The 19,541-nt window shown below is 70.6% G+C and carries 15 protein-coding genes and 1 tRNA gene; 7 read left to right on the top strand and 9 right to left on the bottom strand.

The annotated features are described in order from the left end of the window. Positions 1-4 precede the first annotated feature (4 nt). Complete coding sequence (locus QSK15_RS28285) at positions 5-1,066, top strand: aspartate-semialdehyde dehydrogenase (RefSeq protein WP_285797094.1); 1,062 nt, start codon at positions 5-7, stop codon at positions 1,064-1,066. 346 nt (positions 1,067-1,412) lie between these two features. On the opposite strand, the gene QSK15_RS28280 is transcribed toward QSK15_RS28285, so the two are convergent. After that, entirely contained in the window at positions 1,413-2,822 is a 1,410-nt protein-coding gene (locus tag QSK15_RS28280) for a sensor domain-containing diguanylate cyclase (RefSeq protein ID WP_285797093.1), read from the bottom strand. 226 nt (positions 2,823-3,048) lie between these two features. Here QSK15_RS28280 and QSK15_RS28275 point away from each other — a divergent pair, with 226 nt between their 5' ends. Both QSK15_RS28275 and QSK15_RS28270 read left to right on the top strand, forming a co-directional pair. Further along, a complete protein-coding gene (locus QSK15_RS28275; RefSeq protein WP_285797092.1) occupies positions 3,049-3,828 on the top strand; it encodes a phosphodiesterase in 780 nt (259 codons plus the stop codon). 9 nt (positions 3,829-3,837) lie between these two features. After that, positions 3,838-4,488, top strand: a complete 651-nt coding sequence (locus QSK15_RS28270) for a histone deacetylase (protein WP_285797091.1) — start codon at positions 3,838-3,840, stop codon at positions 4,486-4,488. 137 nt (positions 4,489-4,625) lie between these two features. Here the strand turns inward: QSK15_RS28270 and QSK15_RS28265 are convergent, their stop codons facing one another. Continuing rightward, positions 4,626-5,423: an alpha/beta fold hydrolase gene (locus QSK15_RS28265; protein WP_285797090.1), complete on the bottom strand. Its 798-nt coding sequence runs from the start codon at positions 5,421-5,423 to the stop codon at positions 4,626-4,628. Positions 5,424-5,699: 276 nt separating this feature from the next. On the opposite strand from QSK15_RS28265, the gene QSK15_RS28260 reads away from it, so the two are divergent. After that, positions 5,700-7,406 carry a bifunctional metallophosphatase/5'-nucleotidase gene (locus QSK15_RS28260; protein WP_285797089.1) on the top strand — a complete coding sequence of 569 codons (1,707 nt, stop codon included), beginning with the start codon at positions 5,700-5,702 and terminating at the stop codon, positions 7,404-7,406. 69 nt (positions 7,407-7,475) lie between these two features. Here the strand turns inward: QSK15_RS28260 and QSK15_RS28255 are convergent, their stop codons facing one another. Further along, positions 7,476-8,759: an MFS transporter gene (locus tag QSK15_RS28255; RefSeq protein WP_285797088.1), complete on the bottom strand. Its 1,284-nt coding sequence runs from the start codon at positions 8,757-8,759 to the stop codon at positions 7,476-7,478. A gap of 150 nt (positions 8,760-8,909) precedes the next feature. Between QSK15_RS28255 and QSK15_RS28250 the strand changes: the two genes are divergently transcribed. Beyond that, entirely contained in the window at positions 8,910-9,383 is a 474-nt protein-coding gene (locus QSK15_RS28250) for a hypothetical protein (RefSeq protein ID WP_285797087.1), read from the top strand. Positions 9,384-9,531: 148 nt separating this feature from the next. Here QSK15_RS28250 and QSK15_RS28245 read toward each other — a convergent pair whose 3' ends face one another. Then, positions 9,532-11,577, bottom strand: coding sequence for an FG-GAP-like repeat-containing protein (locus tag QSK15_RS28245; RefSeq protein ID WP_285797086.1), 2,046 nt, complete (start codon positions 11,575-11,577; stop codon positions 9,532-9,534). 438 nt (positions 11,578-12,015) lie between these two features. Here QSK15_RS28245 and QSK15_RS28240 point away from each other — a divergent pair, with 438 nt between their 5' ends. Next, positions 12,016-12,639: an LPXTG cell wall anchor domain-containing protein gene (locus tag QSK15_RS28240; RefSeq protein WP_285797085.1), complete on the top strand. Its 624-nt coding sequence runs from the start codon at positions 12,016-12,018 to the stop codon at positions 12,637-12,639. A gap of 106 nt (positions 12,640-12,745) precedes the next feature. On the opposite strand, the gene QSK15_RS28235 is transcribed toward QSK15_RS28240, so the two are convergent. The 4 genes from QSK15_RS28235 to QSK15_RS28220 all read right to left on the bottom strand — a co-directional run bounded on the left by QSK15_RS28235 (position 12,746) and on the right by QSK15_RS28220 (position 16,124). After that, complete coding sequence (locus tag QSK15_RS28235; protein ID WP_285797084.1) at positions 12,746-14,197, bottom strand: hypothetical protein; 1,452 nt, start codon at positions 14,195-14,197, stop codon at positions 12,746-12,748. Then, complete coding sequence (locus tag QSK15_RS28230; protein ID WP_285797083.1) at positions 14,194-14,826, bottom strand: SigE family RNA polymerase sigma factor; 633 nt, start codon at positions 14,824-14,826, stop codon at positions 14,194-14,196. Before QSK15_RS28230 ends, QSK15_RS28235 begins: the two co-directional genes overlap by 4 nt. 108 nt (positions 14,827-14,934) lie before the next feature. Beyond that, positions 14,935-15,011, bottom strand: a tRNA-Pro gene (locus tag QSK15_RS28225). Between the two features lie 219 nt (positions 15,012-15,230). Then, a complete protein-coding gene (locus QSK15_RS28220) occupies positions 15,231-16,124 on the bottom strand; it encodes a metallophosphoesterase (RefSeq protein ID WP_285797082.1) in 894 nt (297 codons plus the stop codon). A 25-nt stretch (positions 16,125-16,149) separates the two neighbouring features. Between QSK15_RS28220 and QSK15_RS28215 the strand changes: the two genes are divergently transcribed. Beyond that, on the top strand, positions 16,150-16,605 hold the full coding sequence (locus tag QSK15_RS28215; protein ID WP_030328082.1) for a GatB/YqeY domain-containing protein: 456 nt from the start codon (positions 16,150-16,152) through the stop codon (positions 16,603-16,605). A gap of 113 nt (positions 16,606-16,718) precedes the next feature. On the opposite strand, the gene QSK15_RS28210 is transcribed toward QSK15_RS28215, so the two are convergent. After that, positions 16,719-19,163 (bottom strand): transglycosylase domain-containing protein, encoded by a 2,445-nt coding sequence (locus QSK15_RS28210; RefSeq protein WP_285797081.1) that lies wholly within the window; start codon positions 19,161-19,163, stop codon positions 16,719-16,721. Positions 19,164-19,541: the final 378 nt, after the last annotated feature.

The following is a 19,541-nucleotide window of genomic DNA, read 5'->3' as shown; positions in this document are numbered from 1 at the left end:
GCCGATGACGGCGCTGCCCACCCTCGCCGTGGTCGGAGCGACAGGTGCCGTCGGCACCGTGATGTGTGAGCTGCTCACCGGGCGGCGCAACGTCTGGGGTGAGATCCGCCTGCTCGCCTCCGAGCGCTCCGTCGGGCGTCGGGTGCGCTGCCGGGGCGAGGAACTCGTCGTCCAGGCCTTGACCCCCGAAGCGTTCGACGGGGTCGACGTGGCCATGTTCGACGTGCCCGACGAGGTCTCCGCCGAGTGGGCGCCGATCGCCGTCGCCCGGGGCGCGATCGCCGTCGACAACTCCGGCGCGTTCCGCATGGACCGTGACGTCCCGCTCGTCGTTCCCGAGATCAACCCCGAGCAGGTCCGCAACCGGCCCCGGGGCATCATCGCCAACGCCAACTGCACGACCCTCGCGATGATCGTCGCGGTCGCGCCACTGCACCGCGAGTACGGCCTGCGAGAGCTGGTGCTCGCCTCCTACCAGGCGGTCTCCGGAGCCGGTCAGTCCGGCGTCGACATCCTGCACGACCAGCTCACCAAGGTCGCCGGCGACCGGACGCTCGGCTCGCGTACCGGCGACGTACGCCAGGCGGTCGGTGACGACCTGGGCCCGTTCCCGGCACCCATGGCGCTCAACGTGGTCCCCTGGGCCGGCTCCCCGGCGGACAGCGGCTGGTCGTCGGAAGAGGTGAAGATCCGCAACGAGTCGCGGAAGATCCTCGGCCTGCCCGACCTCAAGGTCTCCGCCACCTGTGTCCGGGTGCCGGTGGTCACCGCGCACTCGGTGGCCGTGCACGCGGTCTTCGCCAGCGAGGTGGACGCCGAGGGCGCCCGCGAGGCGCTGCGCAACGCTCCCGGGGTGATCCTGGTCGACGATCCCGCAGCCGGGGAGTTCCCGATGCCGATCGACGCCGTCGGCACCGACCCGTCCTGGGTCGGGCGGATCCGCCGCGCCCTGGACGACCCGCGCGCCCTCGACTTCTTCGTCACCGGCGACAACCTCCGCAAGGGCGCGGCCCTCAACACCGCCCAGATCGCCGAACTCCTCGCCAAGGAACTCCGCACCCCCTGAGACCCCCCTGCCCGACCTGGCCGCGTTCGGCCCGCCCGACCCTGGCCTGGCCTGGCCTGGCCTGGCCGACCCGACCCGACCCGACCCGGCCCGGCTGCGCTCGGCGATCGTGCACATTGGGGCTTGTGTCCTTTTTCACCATGGCGACCAGGTGACTGAAGGTTCCCGTTCTGTAGATCTTGGACAGTTTCCGTCAGGACGGAACGGAAACTGTCCAAGATCTCCCCTGAAAGGTCCCGCGACCCCTGGGCTCGGGTCTCTGGGGTGGTCGGCCTGGCTGGCACCGGCGCTCTGACCGACCGTTTCTCCCGCAGGCTCGGACAGAGCGGACGTGCGCGGCGGCCGATCAGGCGGCGGACAGGCTCACGCCGTCCCGGCCCTGGCGTTTCACCGCGTAGAGGGCCTGGTCGGCTCTTCTCAGGGTGCGCTCGGGAGTTTCGCCGGGGCGGGGGAGGGCGACACCCACGCTGATCGTGCGGCCGATCCGTCGGGCGGCCTCGGTCAGCCGTTCGGCGATCCGGACCGCCTCCTCCGGGCGGCTCACCTCGATCACCGCGACGAACTCGTCGCCGCCGATCCGGTACAACTCGTCGCCGTGCCGCAGAGCCGCCTCCAACGCCCGGGCCAACCCGACCAGCACCCGGTCGCCGGCCTGGTGGCCGTACGTGTCGTTCACGGTCTTGAAGCCGTCCACGTCGATCGCCAGCAGGGCCGTACGGCCGGGGGTGGCCGCCGCGATCCGCTGCCCGAACGGGCCGGTGTGCCGCAACCCCGTCAGCGGGTCGGAACTGGCCTGCTCCCGCAACCGGGCCAGCGTGCGCAGCCGGTCCACGCTCGTCCAGGCCTGCCCGGCGAGCAATTCCATCAGGCTGACGGTGGTCGGGTCCGGGCGCAGCGCGCGTTCGTCGGCGACCAGCAGCACCCCACCGGCGTCCGCCGGCCCGACCGGCACGGCGACCAGCGTGCGTACCCCCGCCCGGGTCAGCGGGCGGTAGTCCTCGGTCGGCGGATGCCCGGCCTCGCCCAGCGTGTACCCGGCGCCGTACCGGTGAGCCCGGTCGACCATCCGGTCCAGGGCAACCGGACCCGCCCCGGCCAACTCGGCACGGATCCGGGTCTCCAGGTCGCTCGGCGTCGCCGGGGACGGGCCGAGCTGACCGCCGATCAGCAGCAGCGCGGTGGAGAGCGTGGAGACCTCCCGGGCGGCGCGGGCCGCCGCCCCCATCACCTCCCCCTCGGTCGGGGCGGAGGAAAGCGCGGCGGCGTGCCGGAGCAACGTCTCGCTGCGGCTCTCCTCCGGTGGGCCGCCGAGGGCGGCGATCCGCGCGCCGAGCCCGTCGGCCAGCCGCTGCGCGGTCCCCCGCCACGGCTCCAGGTCGATCGGCTCACTCCACTGCAGGTCGAGTACGCCGATCGCCCGGCCCGTCGGGTCCAGCACCGGTACGCACAACTCGGTGGTCACGTCCGGGCGCACCGGTAGGTAGTCCGGGTCGACGCTGACGTCCGGGACGACGGCGGGGACGCCTGTCGCGTACACCCGGCCGACGATGCCGGTGCGCGCCGGCACGGTGGCGAAGACCTGCCACGCCCCGGTCGCCGCGACGCAGCGCAGCCGGTCGTGGACCGCGAGCAGCACGGAGATGGTCGCCGGGGTGTGGCGGGACAGCTCGGTGACCGTCCATCGACACGCCTCCGGCGTGCTCGACGCCATCGGCAGGCGGACGGTGACGTCACGGATGACTCGCTGATGATCCACTCGCACGTCGTTCCAGGTAGGGGAGGGGCCCGGCTGACGCCGAACCGCTCGATCAAGCGTACTCACGGCGGCGGGGACCAGCCCGTCTTCGTACACACGTGCTATCCACAGGCTGTGGACGCAGCCTGTGGACTCCCGCCCCCGCAGCTCCGTCGCCGGTAACCCGGTTCCCGGGATGTCGCGTCCGGCGATAGCGTGAGGCATCCGGCGCCGAGGAGGCGAGCCCATGCTCATCGCCCAGCTCAGTGATCCGCACCTGACCACCGGCCTGCTCGCCGCCGAACCGGCCGCCGGTCTGCACCGAGCGCTGGGCCGGGTGCTGGCGTTACGACCCCGCCCGGACTGCGTGGTAATCAGCGGCGACCTGGTCGACCACGGCCAGCCCGACGAGTACGCGGCGCTGCGCGAGGTCATCGGCCGGTTCCCGCTGCCGGTGCACCTGACCACCGGCAACCATGACGACCGGGAGTCCCTGCTCGACGCGTTCGGCGGCACCCAGTGGCTCGGCGGCGGCTTCTCGGCCTACTACCACGTCGACCACGCGGCGGCGACCGTCGTGGTGCTCGACTCGCTCGTCCCCGGCAGTGACGGTGGCCAACTCGGCGAGGAACAGCTCGGCTGGCTCGACGGAGTGCTGGCCGGGCGGCCCGAGGCGCCGGCCGTGATCTTCCTGCACCACCCGCCCGTCGCTGTCGGCATCCCGGTGGCGGACGCCATCCGGCTCGCCGACGGTGACGCGCTCGCCGAGGTGATCGGCAGGCACCGGCACGTCGTACGGGTCGCCGCCGGCCACCTGCACCGACCGGTCACCACGGCGTACGCGGGCACGGTCCTCACCGTGGCACCCAGCACCTGGAAGCAGAGCACGCTCACCATGAGCGCCGACGAGCAGATCGGTTGGGTCCACGAGCCCACCGCCTTCCTGCTGCACTCCGTGGAGGCCGGCGGCTGCGTGACCCACACCGTGCAGGTGAGCCACTCCGCCGGGCAGACCTGCGGCTTCTGAGGCGTCGTCGTGCTGGTCTGGTACGTCTCGTACGGCTCGAACATGCACGCCGCCCGGTTGGGCTGGTACATCGGTGGCGGCTGCCCACCCGGCGGAAAGCGGACGTACCCCGGCTGCCGCGACCGGCGTCCACCGAGCCGGTCGGCGGCCGTGTCGCTGCCCGGCGGCATCTACTTCGCCGGCGAGTCGGGTGCCTGGACCGGCGGCATGGCCTTCTACGACCCACACCTGCCGGGCGAGGCCGCGGCCCGCGCCTACCTGGTCACCCTGGAGCAGTTCACCGACATCGCCGCGCAGGAGATGTACCGCCCGCCGGGCGACCCGACCGACCTGATTCCGGCGACCGGCGCGGCCGTTGACGCCGCCGTCGCCAGCGGACGGGCCACCCTCGGCCCGGGGCGGTACGAAACGCTCGTCTGCCCGGGCCGCCGCGACGGGGTTCCGCTGCTCACCTTCACCGCGCCTGAGGGGGCGTCAGCCGCGCGGTGCCGGCCACCAGCGCCGATCTATCTCAGCATGATCGCCAAAGGACTACGCGAGTCGCACGGCTGGCCGGCCGAGCGGATCGTCACGTACCTGTCGGCCCGGCCCGGCGTCGCGGGCACCTGGCCACCGGACGCCGTGGCGGCACTGGTCGACGAGGCACTGGTCGACGGCTGACCCGCCGGGCTCTGGCCAGGTGGCCCGCCGGGCATGTCCCGCCGGTGCGCTGGTCGGACGGTGCCCCGGCCGGCGGTGCGCTGGTCCGTCGGTGGGGCTGGCCGGCGGTGTGCTGGCCGGGCGGCGCGCCGGTGTCGTCAGCCGAGCAGGAACTCGCGCAGCACCGGGGCCAAGGTCGCCGGCGGCACGTCGTGGTAGCCGCCGTCGAGGCTCACCGACCGGCCGCCCGGCACTGCCTCGGCCGCCGCCCGACTCGCGTCCCGCAACCACTCTGGACTGCCAGTGCTGTCCAGGGCGAGGGTCGGCGCGGTGATGGCCGCCAGCCGTTCGGCAGGGAGTCGCCCGCCGGCGGTGACGATCGCGTCGTACACCAGGGTGTGCGCGAGCGCCGTCAGCCCCGCCCACATCGGCTGCGACCGCATCGCGGTGATCTGCTCGGCCGGCAGCCCCACCGCGGCGCTGAGGAAGGTCGTCACCGCGCCGTCCCGGTCGTCGGCGGCTATCAGCTCGATGAGCTGCGGGGTGATGTCCTTGCTGACGCCCACGTGCGATCCAACCTGAAACGGTGGCTCGAACAGGATCAGCCTGCTCACCGGCAGGCCCTGTGCGGTGCCGAGGGCGGCCAGGACGGCGCCGGAGGAGATGCCGTAGAGGGCGGCGGAACCACCTGCCGCGGCGATCACGGCAGCGAGGTCGTCGATCTCACGACCGACCTCGTACGGTGCGGTGTCGCCGCTGTAGCCGCGACCCCGACGGTCATAGCTGAAGGCGGTGAAATCCGTCGTCAACGCCGCAGCCAGGTCGCGGGTCGCCTGACGATCGGCGAACGCGCCGCCGACCAGGATGACCGCCGGCCCGGCACCGGACCGCTCGAACGCGATGGGCGTGCCGTCGGCCGATCGCACCTGCTCCGCCACCGGTGTCGTTCCGCTCACGATGCCTCCTGCCCGCGATGACCGTCCCGTCCTTTCTAGACCCTGGCTCCGACACTGTCCGGCAGACCGCGGTAAACGGTGATCGATTCTGGGCCCGGCGTACGCGCTGCTCCGATGTGCTGCCCGGGTCGACCGGTCGGCGTGCGGATGAGAGGCTGTCGGGGCGGGGGCCATGCTCAACCGCCGCCCATCCGCGACCCTTCCGACGGCGTCCGTCGGCGGCCCGGTCGACCCAGAGGCCGGGCACCGTCCGTGCCGATTCTCACGAGGAGATCCATGTTCATACCCGGGATGCGTCGGGCCGCTGTCGGCCTGACCGCGCTCGCGGTGGCCGCTTTCGGCGCGGTCGCCACCAGCCCTGAGCAAGCCGACGCGCGGCCGAAGCCGGTCGACGTCACCCTGCTGGCCCTCAACGACTTCCACGGCAACCTCGAACCGCCGAGCGGGTCCAGCGGCACCATCGCCGGGCAGACCGCGGGTGGCGTCGAGTTTCTGGCCACCCACCTGGCCGAGCTGCGCGCCGCAGCCAAGAAGAAGAACACCATCACGGTCGCCGCCGGTGACCTGATCGGCGCGTCCCCGCTGCTCTCGGCCGCGTTCCACGACGAGCCGACCATCGAGGCGCTGAGCATGGCCGGCCTGGACTACGCCAGCGTCGGCAACCACGAGTTCGACGAGGGCGCCGCCGAGCTGCTGCGGATCCAGAACGGCGGCTGCCACCCGGTGGACGGCTGCGTCGACGGCACCCCGTACCGGGGGGCCGGTTTCCAGTACCTGTCCGCGAACGCCTTCAAGACCGCCACCGGCAAGCCGCTGATGGCCCCGTACGCGATCCACAAGGTGCAGGGCGTCAAGGTCGGCTTCATCGGCATGACCCTGGAGGGCACCCCGCAGATCGTCAGCCAGCAGGGCGTCGCCGGCCTCAGCTTCGCCGACGAGGCGGACACCGCCAACCGGTACGCTCGCGAGCTGCGCCGTAAGGGCGTGGAGGCGATCGTCGTGCTGCTGCACGAGGGTGGCACCCAGGCGGCGACCGGCGGGATCAACGACTGTGTCGGGATGACCGGCCCCATCGTGGACATCACCAACCGGATGGACCCGTCGATCGACGTGGTGGTCAGCGGGCACACCCACCAGGCGTACAACTGCGACATCAACGGCAAGCTGGTCACCAGCGCCAGCTCGTTCGGTCGCCTGGTCACCGACATCGATCTCAAGATCGACCGGCACAGCGGCGACGTGGTCTCCGCCGCCGCGAACAACGTCGTGGTCACCCGTGACGTCGCCAAGGACCCGCGGCAGACCGCGCTGATCAACAGGTACAAGACGGTGCTCGGCCCGGTCGCCGGACGCCAGGTCGGCGTGACCAGCCAGGCGATCACCCGGAGCCAGGAAACCCTCTTCGGTACCAGCCTGGGCGAGTCCCCACTGGGCAACCTGATCGCCGACGCGCAGCTCGCCGCCACCGACGACGAGCAGAACGCGGTCGCCGCCTTCATGAACCCGGGCGGGGTCCGGGCCGACCTGGACGCCGGTCCGGTCACCTACGAGGAGGCGTTCACGGTGCAGCCGTTCGCCAACAACCTGGTGACGCTGGACCTGACCGGCGCGCAGCTCTACTGCGTCCTGGAGCAACAGTTCGTCACCGGTCGGACCCTGTACCCGTCGGCCACCGTGGGCTACGTGGTCGACCCGAACGGCACCACCGGTACGGTCGCCGACCCGTGCGCCGGCACCCGCGTGGTCCGGGGCAGCCTCACCCTCGGCGGCACCGCCGTCGACACCGCCGCCACCTACCGGGTGACGGTGAACAACTTCCTGGCCGGCGGCGGCGACGGGTTCAGCGCCCTCACCGCCGGGACGAACCTGGTCACCGGCCAGATCGACCTGGACGCGTTCGTGGACTACCTGACCGCCCAGTCGCCGGTCTCCGCACCGACGCTGGACCGGATCCGCACCACCGCCGAAGTCCCCGCCGCCTGACGGCCGACCCGCGAGATCGGGCCCCGGAGCACCAGCTCCGGGGCCCGACCCGCGCAGGGATGTTCGAGGTCAGGCGGGGGTGGGCGCGGCCGTGCGGGACGCCGGGGCGGTCGTCGCTACGCCGTCCTGCTCGGCGGTGAGCAGGCGGCGCAGGGAGAGGGCGACCAGCGAGGCGATCAGGCAACCGCCGACCACCGTCGCCACCCAGACGCTGCCGTGGGCGGCGCCGAGGAGCGGACCGGCGGTCACCGGTCCGATCACCCCGCTGATCCCGAAGATCATCGAACTCATGGCGTTGTACCGGCCGCGCAGCGCGTCGGTGGCCAGCGCGTTCGTCAGCGCGGGCATCACCGGCGACAGCATCGTCTCGCCGAAGCCGAAGATCGCCGAGCAGGCCACCACGCACAGCGCGGCAAAGACGGCGTTCTCGGCGCTGACCAGGCCGCCGGCACCGAGGACCAGCCAGGCGCCGGCGAACACCGCCCCGACCACGGCGAGTGCACCGGTACGGCTACGCCCCTCGATCCGGCGGAGCACCAGGAGTTGGGCCAGCACGATCATTACCGTGTTGGCCGCGAGCGCCCAGGCGACCACCTGGGGCGTCACCTCGACGACCCGCACCGCGTACGCGGCGAAGCCCACCTCGATCTGGGCGTACCCGCAGGTGGTGAGGATGAGACCGAAGATCACCAGTCGGCGGAACGGGCGGTCGCGGAGCACTGTCAGGTAGCCACCGGCGGACGGCTCGCCGCCGGTGCTGGGGCGGACGAGTCGGTGACCGACCCCCGGCAGGGTCAGCAGGATCAGCGCCGGCATCAGGTAGCTGACCGCGTCGAGCACGTAGATGATCTGGAACGTGCCCGGGCGGGCGGTGTCGACGATCGCGCCGGACGTCATGCCACCAACGCCGATACCGAGGTTGAGCAGGGCGAAATTCAACCCGAAGACCCGTTGCCGTTCGTCGTCGCCGGTCAGCGAGGCGAGGATCGTGTTCTGCCCGGACCAGATCGCCGAGCTGCCGACGGCGATCACCGTCATCACCAGCACCGCCGAGCCGGTCGAGTTCACCAGCGCCAGCGAGCCGGTGCCGATGGCCTCGATCAGCAGGCAGGGCACCACCACCCGGCGGGCGCCGAACCGGTCGATGAGCGTCCCGCCCAGCGGTGACAGTGCCAGGGTGACCGCGCCGTACCAGCCGATCACCAGACCCGCCCGGGTGTCGGTGAGTCCGCGTACGTCGGTGAAGTAGATGAACAGGAACGGCAGGGTCAGACCGCGCCCGATCGCCGACAACAGCGTGCCGATCAGGAGTCGGCGAGCTTCGAAACGGCGGGGTAGGGCACGACGCAGCATGTCCGGCATTCTGTTCGCCGGGTGCGACACCGCGCGAACACTTTTGGACGTCGCCCCGCTGGGCGCGGGCGTCCGGGTGACCAATCCCACGATGATCCACTCGGCTGACGACGGTCCGGCGTTGTCCGCCGGGTCTGCGATGCTGACCCGATGACCGGCACCTGGCGACACCTGCCCGCTACCGCCCGCGCCATCGCGGTCACGGCCACGACGGCCGTCGCCGCCGCCCAGGCACGCGACGGTGAGGCGTACGACGAGGCAGTCGACGGTCTCGCCGCGGACGAGCGGTCCGGGCTGGTTCTCGGCGCGGTGGTCCGACTGCTGCTGGAGGAGAGCCATCCGGACGGGTTGACCGGCGACGACATCCGCCAGGTGCTGAGCCGCTGCGTGCAGCAGTCGACGCGGTGGCGTTCCGATGTCGACCCGCACGTGGTGCTCGTCCTGCTGGCCGGCGCGCTCGGGGTGTACGACCCCGACGGCGACGAGTCACCGCCGGACGCGTCGGCGCTGGCCCGGCACGCCCCGCTACTGGTGGCCGACCTGTTGGCGACGACCGGCGTGCCGTTGGGCGACTACCTGGCCGCCGCGTTCGCGGAGATCGAACGCACCGAACGACAGGACTGACAGCCACGCGAACGCCGCTGAGAAGGCACCTAACCCGCTGCGTACGAGAAACGGCCCGGTCGCTCCGACCGGGCCGATCCTCGTGCTCACTCCTGGTTGCCGGCAGAGCCCGCCCGGGCCCGGGATGCGGGCCCGTCGTCTCCGTCGCTCAGGCCCGACCCACCTGGACCTTCGGTGACGCCGCCGTCGTGGCTGCGGGCCGCTGCGGTACGACCACCAGCCCGTAGTTGTAGTTGGCCATCAGCAGGTCCTTCAGGCCGTCGTTGTTGATGTCGGCCACCGCGAGGCCACGCGGGGTGAAGGAGCTGGCGGGCGGCAACTGGGAGACCCGGAACTCGTTGCCCAGCCAACCGTCCGGCCGCTGCAACAGGACACTCGCCGCGCTCCAACCGCCGTGGGTGATGGCGACGTCGTCCCGACCGTCGTTGTTGACGTCCGCGATAGCGATGGCGTCCGGCATCTCGTACACCGGGTAGCGGATCCACCGTCCCAGCACACCGGCGCTGTCGTGCGTGAGCACCTGCACCTGGGCGTTCGGCGCGTTGCCGGACACGGTGACGACGACGTCCTTCCTGCCGTCGCCGGTCACGTCGCCGACCGCCATGGAAGCCACCGTCTGCAGGTGCCCGGCGGGCGCCTGATACCCCACGGGGGCGGCGAACGACCGGGGCTGCACCTGCGCGCTGATCTGGATCAGCTGCCCGAGCTGCACCACCAGGTCTGACCGGCCGTCCCCGGTCATGTCGACCACGTCCAGAACGAAGCCGCGGTGCGCGGAGACGAGAGCCGCGGGCGCGAAGCTGCCGTTGGCGTCGCCGTACCGCACCAGGACGCCGTTGTCGCTCACCGCGACGATGTCCGTCCGGCCGTCACCATCGAGGTCGCGGAGCCTGAGGTCGATGAGGTCGTCGGCGAACGACAGGTGCTCCGCCGCCGAGAGCCCCGATCCGGTACGGCGGAACACGTCGACACCGTCGCCGGTGGCGACGACCAGCTCGTTCGCGCCGTCACCGTCCAGGTCGCCGATCACCGGATACATACTGCCGCCGGTGGAGGTGGACATCGCCACCTGCTGCTTCATCACGAGCTGGTTGTCCGCCTCCTGCACGAACAGGAAAGCGGAATGGTCGTTGGCGTCGTCGGAGTACTCGGTCGTCGTGATCACCACGTCGGAGCGGCCGTCGCCGGTCAGGTCCCCGGCGGCGACCGCCTCCTCCCAGGAACCGAGCTTCAGCCACGAGGGGCCGTTGAAGGCCACCGCGCCGTAGGGCTGGGTGACCACGGGCACCGCGTCGCCGGACACGCTCGCCCCGGCCGCCGGCCAGTCGTAGCCCTGGAACTGGGCGTAGACCGAGGTCGGAGTCCAGCCGGCGCCGTTGACCATGGCGATCGCCGTGCCGTCGGTGCCGTTGACATTGGCGAACGCGACAGCTCCGGCCGCGGACATGAACGCGACCTCACCACCGGGAATCCGGCCGTCGGCGTACCGCACGTTCGCGATGAGCAGGATGCGCTGTCCCTGCTCCACCGAGCCTGGTGACACAGTGACCGTCGTCGTGGTGGCAGGTCCGGTGTAGACCCGCACGGCGTCGGACGTGGCCGTGGCGCCGCCCGTGGCGACCGCACGGATCCAGTAGACGTAGCGGGTGGCGACAGTGAGGCCGGTGTCCACGTACTCGGTCGACGTCGTGGTGCCGACGACCGTCTCCACCGGGGCATCGTTACTCAGGCGGACGATCTCGTAACGCGCGGTGCCGGCCACGGCCTTCCACCGCAGGGTCATGCTCGTCTCCGCCGCGGTCGCCCGTACGTTCACGGGCTTCGCCAGCGAGGTCTGCACCGACACCTCGGACGAGTCACCCGACGCCCGCTTGCCGGATCGGGACCGCACCACGTAGTAGTACGTGGTCTCGGCGACCACTGTTTCGTCCAGGTACGACGTCCCGGTGACGGTTCCCACCGTCGTGTACGGGCCACCCGAGACGGTCCCACGCCGTACCTCGTAGCTGCTGGCACCCACCGCCGGCCAGCTCACCTCGACCTGGGTCTCGGACACCAATGTCGCGCTGACCGGAGCGGGTGGCGGCAGGGCCGCCGCGATCGCCGGTGTGCCGGACGCCGCCAACACCAGCAGGGCCGTCAGTAAGGCCAGCACGCCACGATTCAGCAACCGCAGTTGCGACAACATACGCATCTCCAGATCCCCCGAGGGCTTGTACGGGCAGCCGCTCGTACAGCGCCGGCACATTCGGGATCGTCACGCGGGACGAGACGGCGGACAGATCGACGAACGTGCCCCGGCCCAGGGTTCAGGCGAACTGTCGAGGCGACGGAGGCGCAACTGCGGCCAGCGGGCGACCCGGACCGAGGGAAGAGCCGGGAGGGAGATCGTTCGTTTGGTTGGACTGACCCGGCTTTCGGCTTCTGGGACAGCGCGGTCGCTGGTCATTCGCTAGCTTCCGTAGGTCCTGCTCACCCGCCTGTACGGCCATCGACTCTTTCAGGCAACCCGAAGGAACAGTTCAAGCAACGAAGTGCCGCGGTGACACGGTTCGGCTTGGCCTCCCTTATGGCCATGTGCGTTCCGCTGGCTGTCGCAGCCCCGGCCAGAGCCGACGTCGAGGGGGCCTTCGTGAGGATCGAGACCTATGGCAAATCGCCGTTGACGCTGACGGGCCCGACGGGCGCGACGTGCACCGGAGACGTCCAGATGCTCTGCTACCTCCCCGAGGCGATCACCCCGGGGCAGACGTCCGAGACGTGGGGGGCCAGCAACCCATTCCGGGTCACGGCACCGCCGACGGCCAAAGCGGGGACCTACCTGGTCGGTCTCTACTACATGCCCGCGAACACGTCCTACCGCAATCTGGGCCGCAACAGTGATGGCAGCTGGAAGATCACCCCGACCGTGCCCATCACCCAGTGGGTCTGGTCCGGTGACCACACGCACGAGGACCAGTCGCTCGACGTCACCGTGACGGCTGGAGCGACACCGACTCCGAGCCCGTCGGCCGCCCAACCCACGCCGACGCCCACGCCCACCCGACAGTCCCCGGATGGTGATGGCACGGTCCAGCCCACCGGCACCTCTTCCCCCGGTGGCGGTGCCGGTGGGGGCAGCGAATCCAGTGGAGGGCTTCCGGTGACCGGCACCCCGGTGACCGCTCTGACTGTTGGTGGCCTGCTGCTGCTCGTCGTTGGCGCCACTGTCCTGGGGCTTGCCCGACGCCGACGGACCAGGATCGTGGTCGAGTGACCAGACATCCCGTACCCGGCGCAGACCTGCCTCACGTGAAGCGGAAGACGGACTAACGGCGTACCCGATGTGGCCCGGTCGTTCGGACCGGGCCACATCCTCGCGTCTAATCCTGGTTCCAGGCGTCCGTCTCCGGTGTGCCCTGCCCACCCTCGTCAGACACCTTCGCGCTGGCGAGTGTCCGGCCGGAGCCGTCGAGCGCCGTCACGACGAGACCTGCGGTGGGTCGGGGCACTGTCAACGCCGCCCCGGAACCGCTGGCCGGAGCCCTCGCCACCTCCTGTCCGTCCCGCAGGACGCGCACCGTGGTGGCCGCAGCCGGCGTCACCACCAGCAGGAACTGCTGGTCCCCGCCAGCGACCGCGGCACCGTTGATCGGCACGGCCAGCACGCTTGCGGGATCGGTCGGATCCGTCGACACGGTGAACGAGGTGCCGGTGCTGATGACGCTGTCGGACCGTGGTTGATCGGGCTCGATCGTCACCTCGCCGACCCAGCTGCCGTCGACTGCGGGAGCAGCCAGGACGGTCACCTGGCCGTTCGTCACCGGCGGCTCACCGGCGGTCGGCGATCCGCCGGTCGGGACGCCAGCAACGTGCCCGCCCCACACCACGCTCGGCAGGGCGGTCAGGCGGTAGCCCGCCGACTGGGCCGACTGGTACACCAGCTCTCGGGCACGCTGCGCCTTGACATCCCCCCGTACCCGGGACATCGCGGTCGCGAGCTGTGTGTCGGTGATCGGCTCGGCTGCCAGCGAGCCCGGTCCGGGAGTTATCTTGCGCGTCACCTCGCCGCAGTTGACCCTCCACCACTCGGGTCGCTGGGTCTGCGGCGTGCGGATGAGGTAGGAACCGGTCGGCTCCGAGGCCCACTGGAACGCGTTGCCGTTGAGCGCCGGTGCGGTGAGGAAGACGCAGCCGGCGGGTGCGATCGCCACGTGTATCGCCTTTCCCGGACCGGACGGGTCGTCCACGGAGAGGCTCTCGTACGGTTCCAGAGCGTCGCTCGTGCCCCGAACAGAGCCGGTGCTGGCCAGCTTCTCGGCGCTGGCGCCCTTTTCGGCGACGAGCCACACTGCGGCGCTGGGCCAGCCGGTGACCGGATCGGGCCGGTCACGGACGAAGGCGGCGAGCGCGATCCGTTGATCGTCGACATCGTCGATGAAGAGGACCTTCACCGCGTTCACCGGCACCGTCAGGTTGGGAAAGTCTCCCCGACGCTGGGCGTCCAACAGCAGGTCGGAAAGCTGGCGGACATAGCCGGTGTCCCTGGCGACGGCACCGCGTGGCGGTGACTGCAGCAGTTTGTCCGACCAGGCCATCACGGGTGCGATGGACTCGTTCGGGTTCGCTGGTGGTGGCTGCGTGGTCCGTGCCGGGCCGGCCACGGCGAAGGCTGTGCCACCCACCGAGACCACGAGGGCCAGGACCAGCCCGCCGAGGCGTCGCTGCCGCATCCGTCGATAACGCGTCCTGACTCGACCGTACGGATCCGGCTGCGGGGTCAGCGTGCTGCTCAGCTCGGCCAGGGCCCGGCCCAGCTCCTCGTCGGCCCTCATGACGTTGCCCCCGTCATCCTCGTTGTCCCGTCCGGTGCCGGATGAGTTGCCGCTGATGTCGATGTCGACGGCGGCGCGTCCGCTGCCAGTGCCAGCCGCAGGCGGGCCAGGCCCCTCGACGCACGGCTCTTGACCGACCCGACCGAGCAGCGCAGGGTGGCGGCGACCTCCGCCTCCGGCAGATCGACCACGTACCGCAGCACGATCACGGCCCGGGTGCGGGGCGTCAGTGCCCGCATCGCCGCGTACAGGGCGTGCCGCTCTGCCACCGCATCCGTCATGTCCCGGGTGGACCGCTCCGGCAGAATCGCCGTCACCAACTCGTGCACCCGGTATCGGCGCCAACTGCTGATGTGGTGATTGATCATGACGCGCCGCAGGTAGGCCATCGGATCTTCGACCCGCCGCCACCGACGCATCACCTTCACCAGCGCCGCCTGCACCAGATCCTCCGCATCCTGTGCCGACCCGGTGAGGTGGTACGCCACGCGCAAGAGATCCATGTAGCGCGTGTCGACGAACTCTCGGAAATGCTCGTCGTCAGCTGCCATAAGCCCCCGCCTCGATTGGTTACCTGTCACGACCCCGCCGAGGGTCAAAAGGTTGAAGGCGGCGGCGGGCGGGTTCAACGTGCCCCGGATGGCCGTGGCTGGGCAGCATCGCCACAGTGCTGGGCCGTGTGCATGGTCAAGAAACGCCAGAGGGCACATCCGTGATCGGATGTGCCCTCTTACCTCTGGTCGGGGTGGCCGGATTCGAACCGACGACCTCTTCGTCCCGAACGAAGCGCGCTACCAAGCTGCGCCACACCCCGAGGCGTGCCGACAAATAGTAGCCCACCCGCCCCGATGGTCAAACTCGGTACCCCTGCCGACCGGGCCGCCAGCGCGATCGCCGGCCGGGCTGGTTCCTTGATCGACTCGGGTTCCAGGAAGCCGGGCTGTCGACGTGACCGGGACACCCCAACTTTCAGGAAGCCGAGTCGATCAACGACCGCCGCCTGGTCCCGCCGCGACGGCTGGCGCGAGAGGGGTCAGCGGGGGATGAGGGTGAGGATGCTCGCCTCCGGGGGGCAGGCGAAGCGGACCGGGGCGGTCGGGTGGGTGCCGAGGCCGGCGGAGACGTGCAGCCAGGAGTCCGAGCCGGGCCACCGGTGCAGCCCCTGCGCCATCGAGCGCGGCAGGCCGCAGTTGGTCACCAGGGCCCCGAAGCCCGGTACGCAGACCTGACCACCGTGGGTGTGCCCGGCCAGCAGCAGCCCGAAGCCGTCCGCCGCCATCTGGTCGAGCACCCGCGGCTCGGGTGAGTGGGTCAGCGCGATGGAGAGGTCCGCCGAGGAGGACACCGCGCCGGCCACGGCCGGGTAGTCGTCCCGGTCGATGTGTGGGTCGTCGACGCCGACCAGGTCGAGCTGTCGGCCGCCGGCCTTCAGCGTGGTCCGTGCGTTGTTGAGGTCGGCCCACCCGGCGCCGGTGAAGACCTGACGCAGCTCCTCGTAGGGAAGCTCCACGCCCTCGGTGTACTCCCGATCGGGCAGGAAGTAGGTGAAGGGGTTCTTCAACACCGGCCCGGTGTAGTCGTTGGAGCCGAACACGAACGCGCCCGGGTAGTCCAGCAGAGGTTGCAGGGCCCGCAGCACCCCGGGCACCGCACCCGGGTGCGCCATGTTGTCGCCGGTCACCACCACCAGGTCGGGGTCGAGGGCGGCCAGCGACGCCACCCAGCGCTGCTTGCGCGCCTGGTCGGGCATCATGTGCAGGTCCGACAGGTGCAGCACACGCAGCGGCTCCGCGTCGGTCGGGAGCACCGGCACGTCGTACCGCCGCAGGGTGAACATGTTGCGCTCGATGAGCGACGCGTACGCCAGGGTGGCCGCGCCGATCGTGGCGGTTCCGGCGGCGAGCCGGAATAGTGTGCGCTTTCGCATGGCGTTCAGGGTAGTTTGACCGTCCATGAGCACGCTGAAGGACCGCCTCACCGCCGACATGCGTTCCGCGCTCAAGGCGCGCGACGAGCTGACCACCTCCACGCTGCGGATGGCCCTGGCCGCCGTCGGCACCGCCGAGGTCGCTGGCAAGGCCAAGCGCGAGCTCACCGATGACGAGGTGCTCGCGGTGTTGACCAAGGAAGCCAAGAAGCGTCGGGAGGCGGCCACCGCCTTCGCCGACGCCGGCCGCGCCGAGCAGGCCGCGAAGGAGAGCGCCGAGGGTGAGGTGTTGGACCGCTACCTGCCCAAGCAGCTCTCGGACGCCGAGTTGACCGAGCTGGTCTCGGGGGCGCTCGCGGCGGGTGGCTTCACCGGCAAGGCCCAGATGGGCCCGGCGATGAAGGCGGCCCAGGCCGCGGTGGCGGGCCAGGCCGAAGGTGGCCGGGTGGCCGCCGAGGTACGCCGACAGCTCGGTCTCTGACTCACCGGGGTCGGTGGCCCCGGCACGACGGTCGTAGCCGCCAGCTGGTCCGGGCAGACGAAACGGGCGGGCACCCGAGGAGGGTGCCCGCCCGTCGTGTCCTACCCGTCGGCTCAGCCGTTGGGGCGGCCGTTGCCGGGTCTACCTGGCTGGTTGCCGGGCGGGTTGCCCGGCGTGCCGTCGGTGTTGCCCGGCGTGCCGCCGCCGCTGCTGACCTGGATGGTGACCACACCACCCTTGATCGTGCGTCGGTCCGGGCTGGTGCCGGCCGCGTCGCCCGCCTTGCAGGAGGACGGCACCTTGGCGCTGGAGACGACCGGCTCGAAGCCGGCGCCCTTGAGCCGGGACTTCGCCTGCTCCACCGACACGCACTTCACGTCGGGGATGCTGCGCTGGTCACCCTCGGAGATCTTCTGGCCCGGCTCTTCGAACTTGATCCGCGGTTTGCCCTTCATGGCATCGCGCAGGGTCTCGTAGACCGGTGGGTTGATGCCGTCCTTCTCCTTGTGCTTCATCTTGACGTTCGTCTGCGGCCAGTCCGGGTCGGCCATGATGCCGGCCACCGAGTACTGCTTGGTCATGGCGACCAGGGCGGCCGTCTTCTCCGAGTCGGTGGTGCCGGACTTACCGGCCACCGGCGCGTCCACGATGCCCTTCACGACGGCGGCCGTACGGCTGCCCCCGCACTTGCTGGTGCTGGAGTTGTCGCCGACCGGGCAGCGGGCGGCGTCCACGGCGGCCCGGGCCACCTCGGTGCTGAACCGCTTCTCGCAGCGAGGGTTGGCGATGTCCAGCTTGTTGCCCTCCGGGTCGCGGATTTCCTGCACCGGGATCGGCTCGCAGTACTTCCCGTCCGCCGCGAGGGTGGCGTACGCGTTGGCCAGGTCGAGGGGCGTGGTGGAGGAGACACCGAGGGTGAACGCGCCCCACTGGTGGGCGGCGTCCTTGGTCGCGGCGAACTTGGCGTCGTTGCTGGCCCGGAACTGGATGCCGGCCCGCCGGGCGGCGTCGACCACGTTCTCCGCACCGACCTGCTGTTGCAGTGGGACGAAGTAGGTGTTGATCGACGCGCTGAAGGCGCTCCACATGTTCTGCACGCCGCCGGCCTTCAGGCCGGAGTTGGTCGGGCAGTAGAAGTGGGTGCCCTTGCAGGCGGCCGGGCTGCTGCTGTCGATGATGTATTCCGACTTGAACTGCTGGGGCGCGTTGATCGTGTAGCTGAGCGGGATGCCCTTCTCCAGCGCGGCGAGGATGCTGAAGATCTTGAAGGTCGAGCCGGCCTGGTAACCGGTGATGCCGTTGCCGCCGGTGAGTAGCGGGTTCACTGTCGCCGGGTAGTTGCCCCGGATGCCCTTCTTGCTCTTGGCCGGGTCGCTGGAGAGCTTGTTCTTCGGGTTCTTCGGGTCGTCGAGCTTGAACTGCCGGTTGACCGCGAGGGCCCGCACCCGGCCGGTGCCCGGCTCGACCACCGCGACCATTGCCGCTTCCTTGCTGTTCACGCTCTTGGCCTTACGGACGGCCTTGTCCGCACCGCGCTGCGCCTGGACGTCGAGCGAGGTCACGACGGTGTAGCCGCCGCTCTTGAGCCGACGTTCCCGGTCGTACGTGGTCGAGCCGAACGTCTCCTGATCCATCCACCAGCGGTAGAAGTAGTCGCAGAAGAAGCCCCACTCGTTGACGTTGGCGGCGACGCACCCGTTCGGGGTGCGCTTGTCCTTCACCTTCAGCTCGACGGCCTTGGCGGCGTCCGCCTCCTGCTGGGTGATGGCCTTGATGTCGACCATGTTCTGGATGACGTAGTTACGCCGCTCCAGTGCGAGCGGGTAGCCGGCCTCGGTGGTCGGGTCGTTCGTCGTCGGCGCCTTGACCATGCCGGCCAGCAGAGCCGCTTCCTCGATCTTCAGCTTGCTCGGCGGCTTGCCGAAGTAGACCTGGCTGGCGGCGTAGATGCCGTACGCGCCGTTGCCGAACGAGGCGAGGTTGAGGTAGCGGGTGAGGATCTCGTCCTTGGAGAATTCCTTGTCGACCTGGAGGGCCAGCCGCATCTCGCGGAGCTTCCGGGCGCTGGTGTCCTCGGTCGCCGCGACGACGTCCGCCGGGTGGGTGGCCGAGTAGGCGATGGCCAGTCGGACGTACTGCATGGTCAGCGTCGAGGCGCCCTGCCGACCGGCGCCCTCGCTCTGGTTGTTCACGAACGCGCGGGCGACACCGTTGATGTCGACGCCGTTGTGCTTGTAGAAGTCGTGGTCCTCGGCCGCGATGATGGCCTTCTGCATTGCCGGCGAGATGTCTTGGAGCTTCACGTCGCGCCGGTTCTCGTCGTACATCGTCGCGAGCGGGGTCTTGCCGTCCGAGGCCATCAGGTAGCTGATCTGTGGCGCGCGGGCCACCGTCAACTCCGTGGGCAGGGCACCGAATGTCTCGGCGCCGGCCTTCGCGGCCAGGCCGGACATCGCTACCGCGGGGAAGGCCGCCGCGGCGACCACCACGCCGGCCAGCAGGCCACACACGAGTAGCGATGCGGCGTTGGTCAGCACATTGTGGTCACGTTTCCGCATCCAGGTCACCTCGACAGGGTACGCGAGTAGGGAACGAGGGGCGCTGGGGCGTTCTTTCCCCATTTCCTGCGCGCGCTGCCCTCGTTGTGCTAAACGCACGACCCCCGGTGCTTGGTTGCGTGTGACCTGGCGTGAGTCTCCTCCGATTCAGTGAGGCGGCGCAGCGTTATCGCTGACCTCGGCGGGGTAACCGGCGGTCGAAGGCCCGGGAAGCCGGGAGTGTCCGGAATGATGGATTTCGTCGACAACGTTGCGTAATCGGTCGACTACAGAGCATGATGGGGGCGGCGACAGCGCCACATGTCGTCCGCGCCGCCTTGGGGAAGGCGGGCCGGGCGATCGGGGGGAATTGCCGGCTGACGTGCATCGACGAGGTCG

This window comes from Micromonospora sp. NBRC 107095 (genome assembly GCF_030269705.1).
Classification (GTDB): Bacteria; Actinomycetota; Actinomycetes; order Mycobacteriales; family Micromonosporaceae; genus Micromonospora; species Micromonospora parva.
Note: the sequence above shows the minus strand (reverse complement) of the source record. Positions and strands in the feature narration are given on the sequence as shown.

What these genes read in the sequence shown, in the direction of transcription:
- QSK15_RS28220 (WP_285797082.1), bottom strand. Translation starts at nt 16,124, where the DNA reads ATGCGAAAGCGCACACTATTCCGGCTCGCCGCCGGAACCGCCACGATC.
- QSK15_RS28245 (WP_285797086.1), bottom strand. Translation starts at nt 11,577, where the DNA reads ATGCGTATGTTGTCGCAACTGCGGTTGCTGAATCGTGGCGTGCTGGCC.
- QSK15_RS28260 (WP_285797089.1), top strand. Translation starts at nt 5,700, where the DNA reads ATGTTCATACCCGGGATGCGTCGGGCCGCTGTCGGCCTGACCGCGCTC.
- QSK15_RS28235 (WP_285797084.1), bottom strand. Translation starts at nt 14,197, where the DNA reads ATGAGGGCCGACGAGGAGCTGGGCCGGGCCCTGGCCGAGCTGAGCAGC.
- QSK15_RS28255 (WP_285797088.1), bottom strand. Translation starts at nt 8,759, where the DNA reads ATGCTGCGTCGTGCCCTACCCCGCCGTTTCGAAGCTCGCCGACTCCTG.
- QSK15_RS28215 (WP_030328082.1), top strand. Translation starts at nt 16,150, where the DNA reads ATGAGCACGCTGAAGGACCGCCTCACCGCCGACATGCGTTCCGCGCTC.
- QSK15_RS28250 (WP_285797087.1), top strand. Translation starts at nt 8,910, where the DNA reads ATGACCGGCACCTGGCGACACCTGCCCGCTACCGCCCGCGCCATCGCG.
- QSK15_RS28285 (WP_285797094.1), top strand. Translation starts at nt 5, where the DNA reads ATGACGGCGCTGCCCACCCTCGCCGTGGTCGGAGCGACAGGTGCCGTC.
- QSK15_RS28210 (WP_285797081.1), bottom strand. Translation starts at nt 19,163, where the DNA reads ATGCGGAAACGTGACCACAATGTGCTGACCAACGCCGCATCGCTACTC.
- QSK15_RS28275 (WP_285797092.1), top strand. Translation starts at nt 3,049, where the DNA reads ATGCTCATCGCCCAGCTCAGTGATCCGCACCTGACCACCGGCCTGCTC.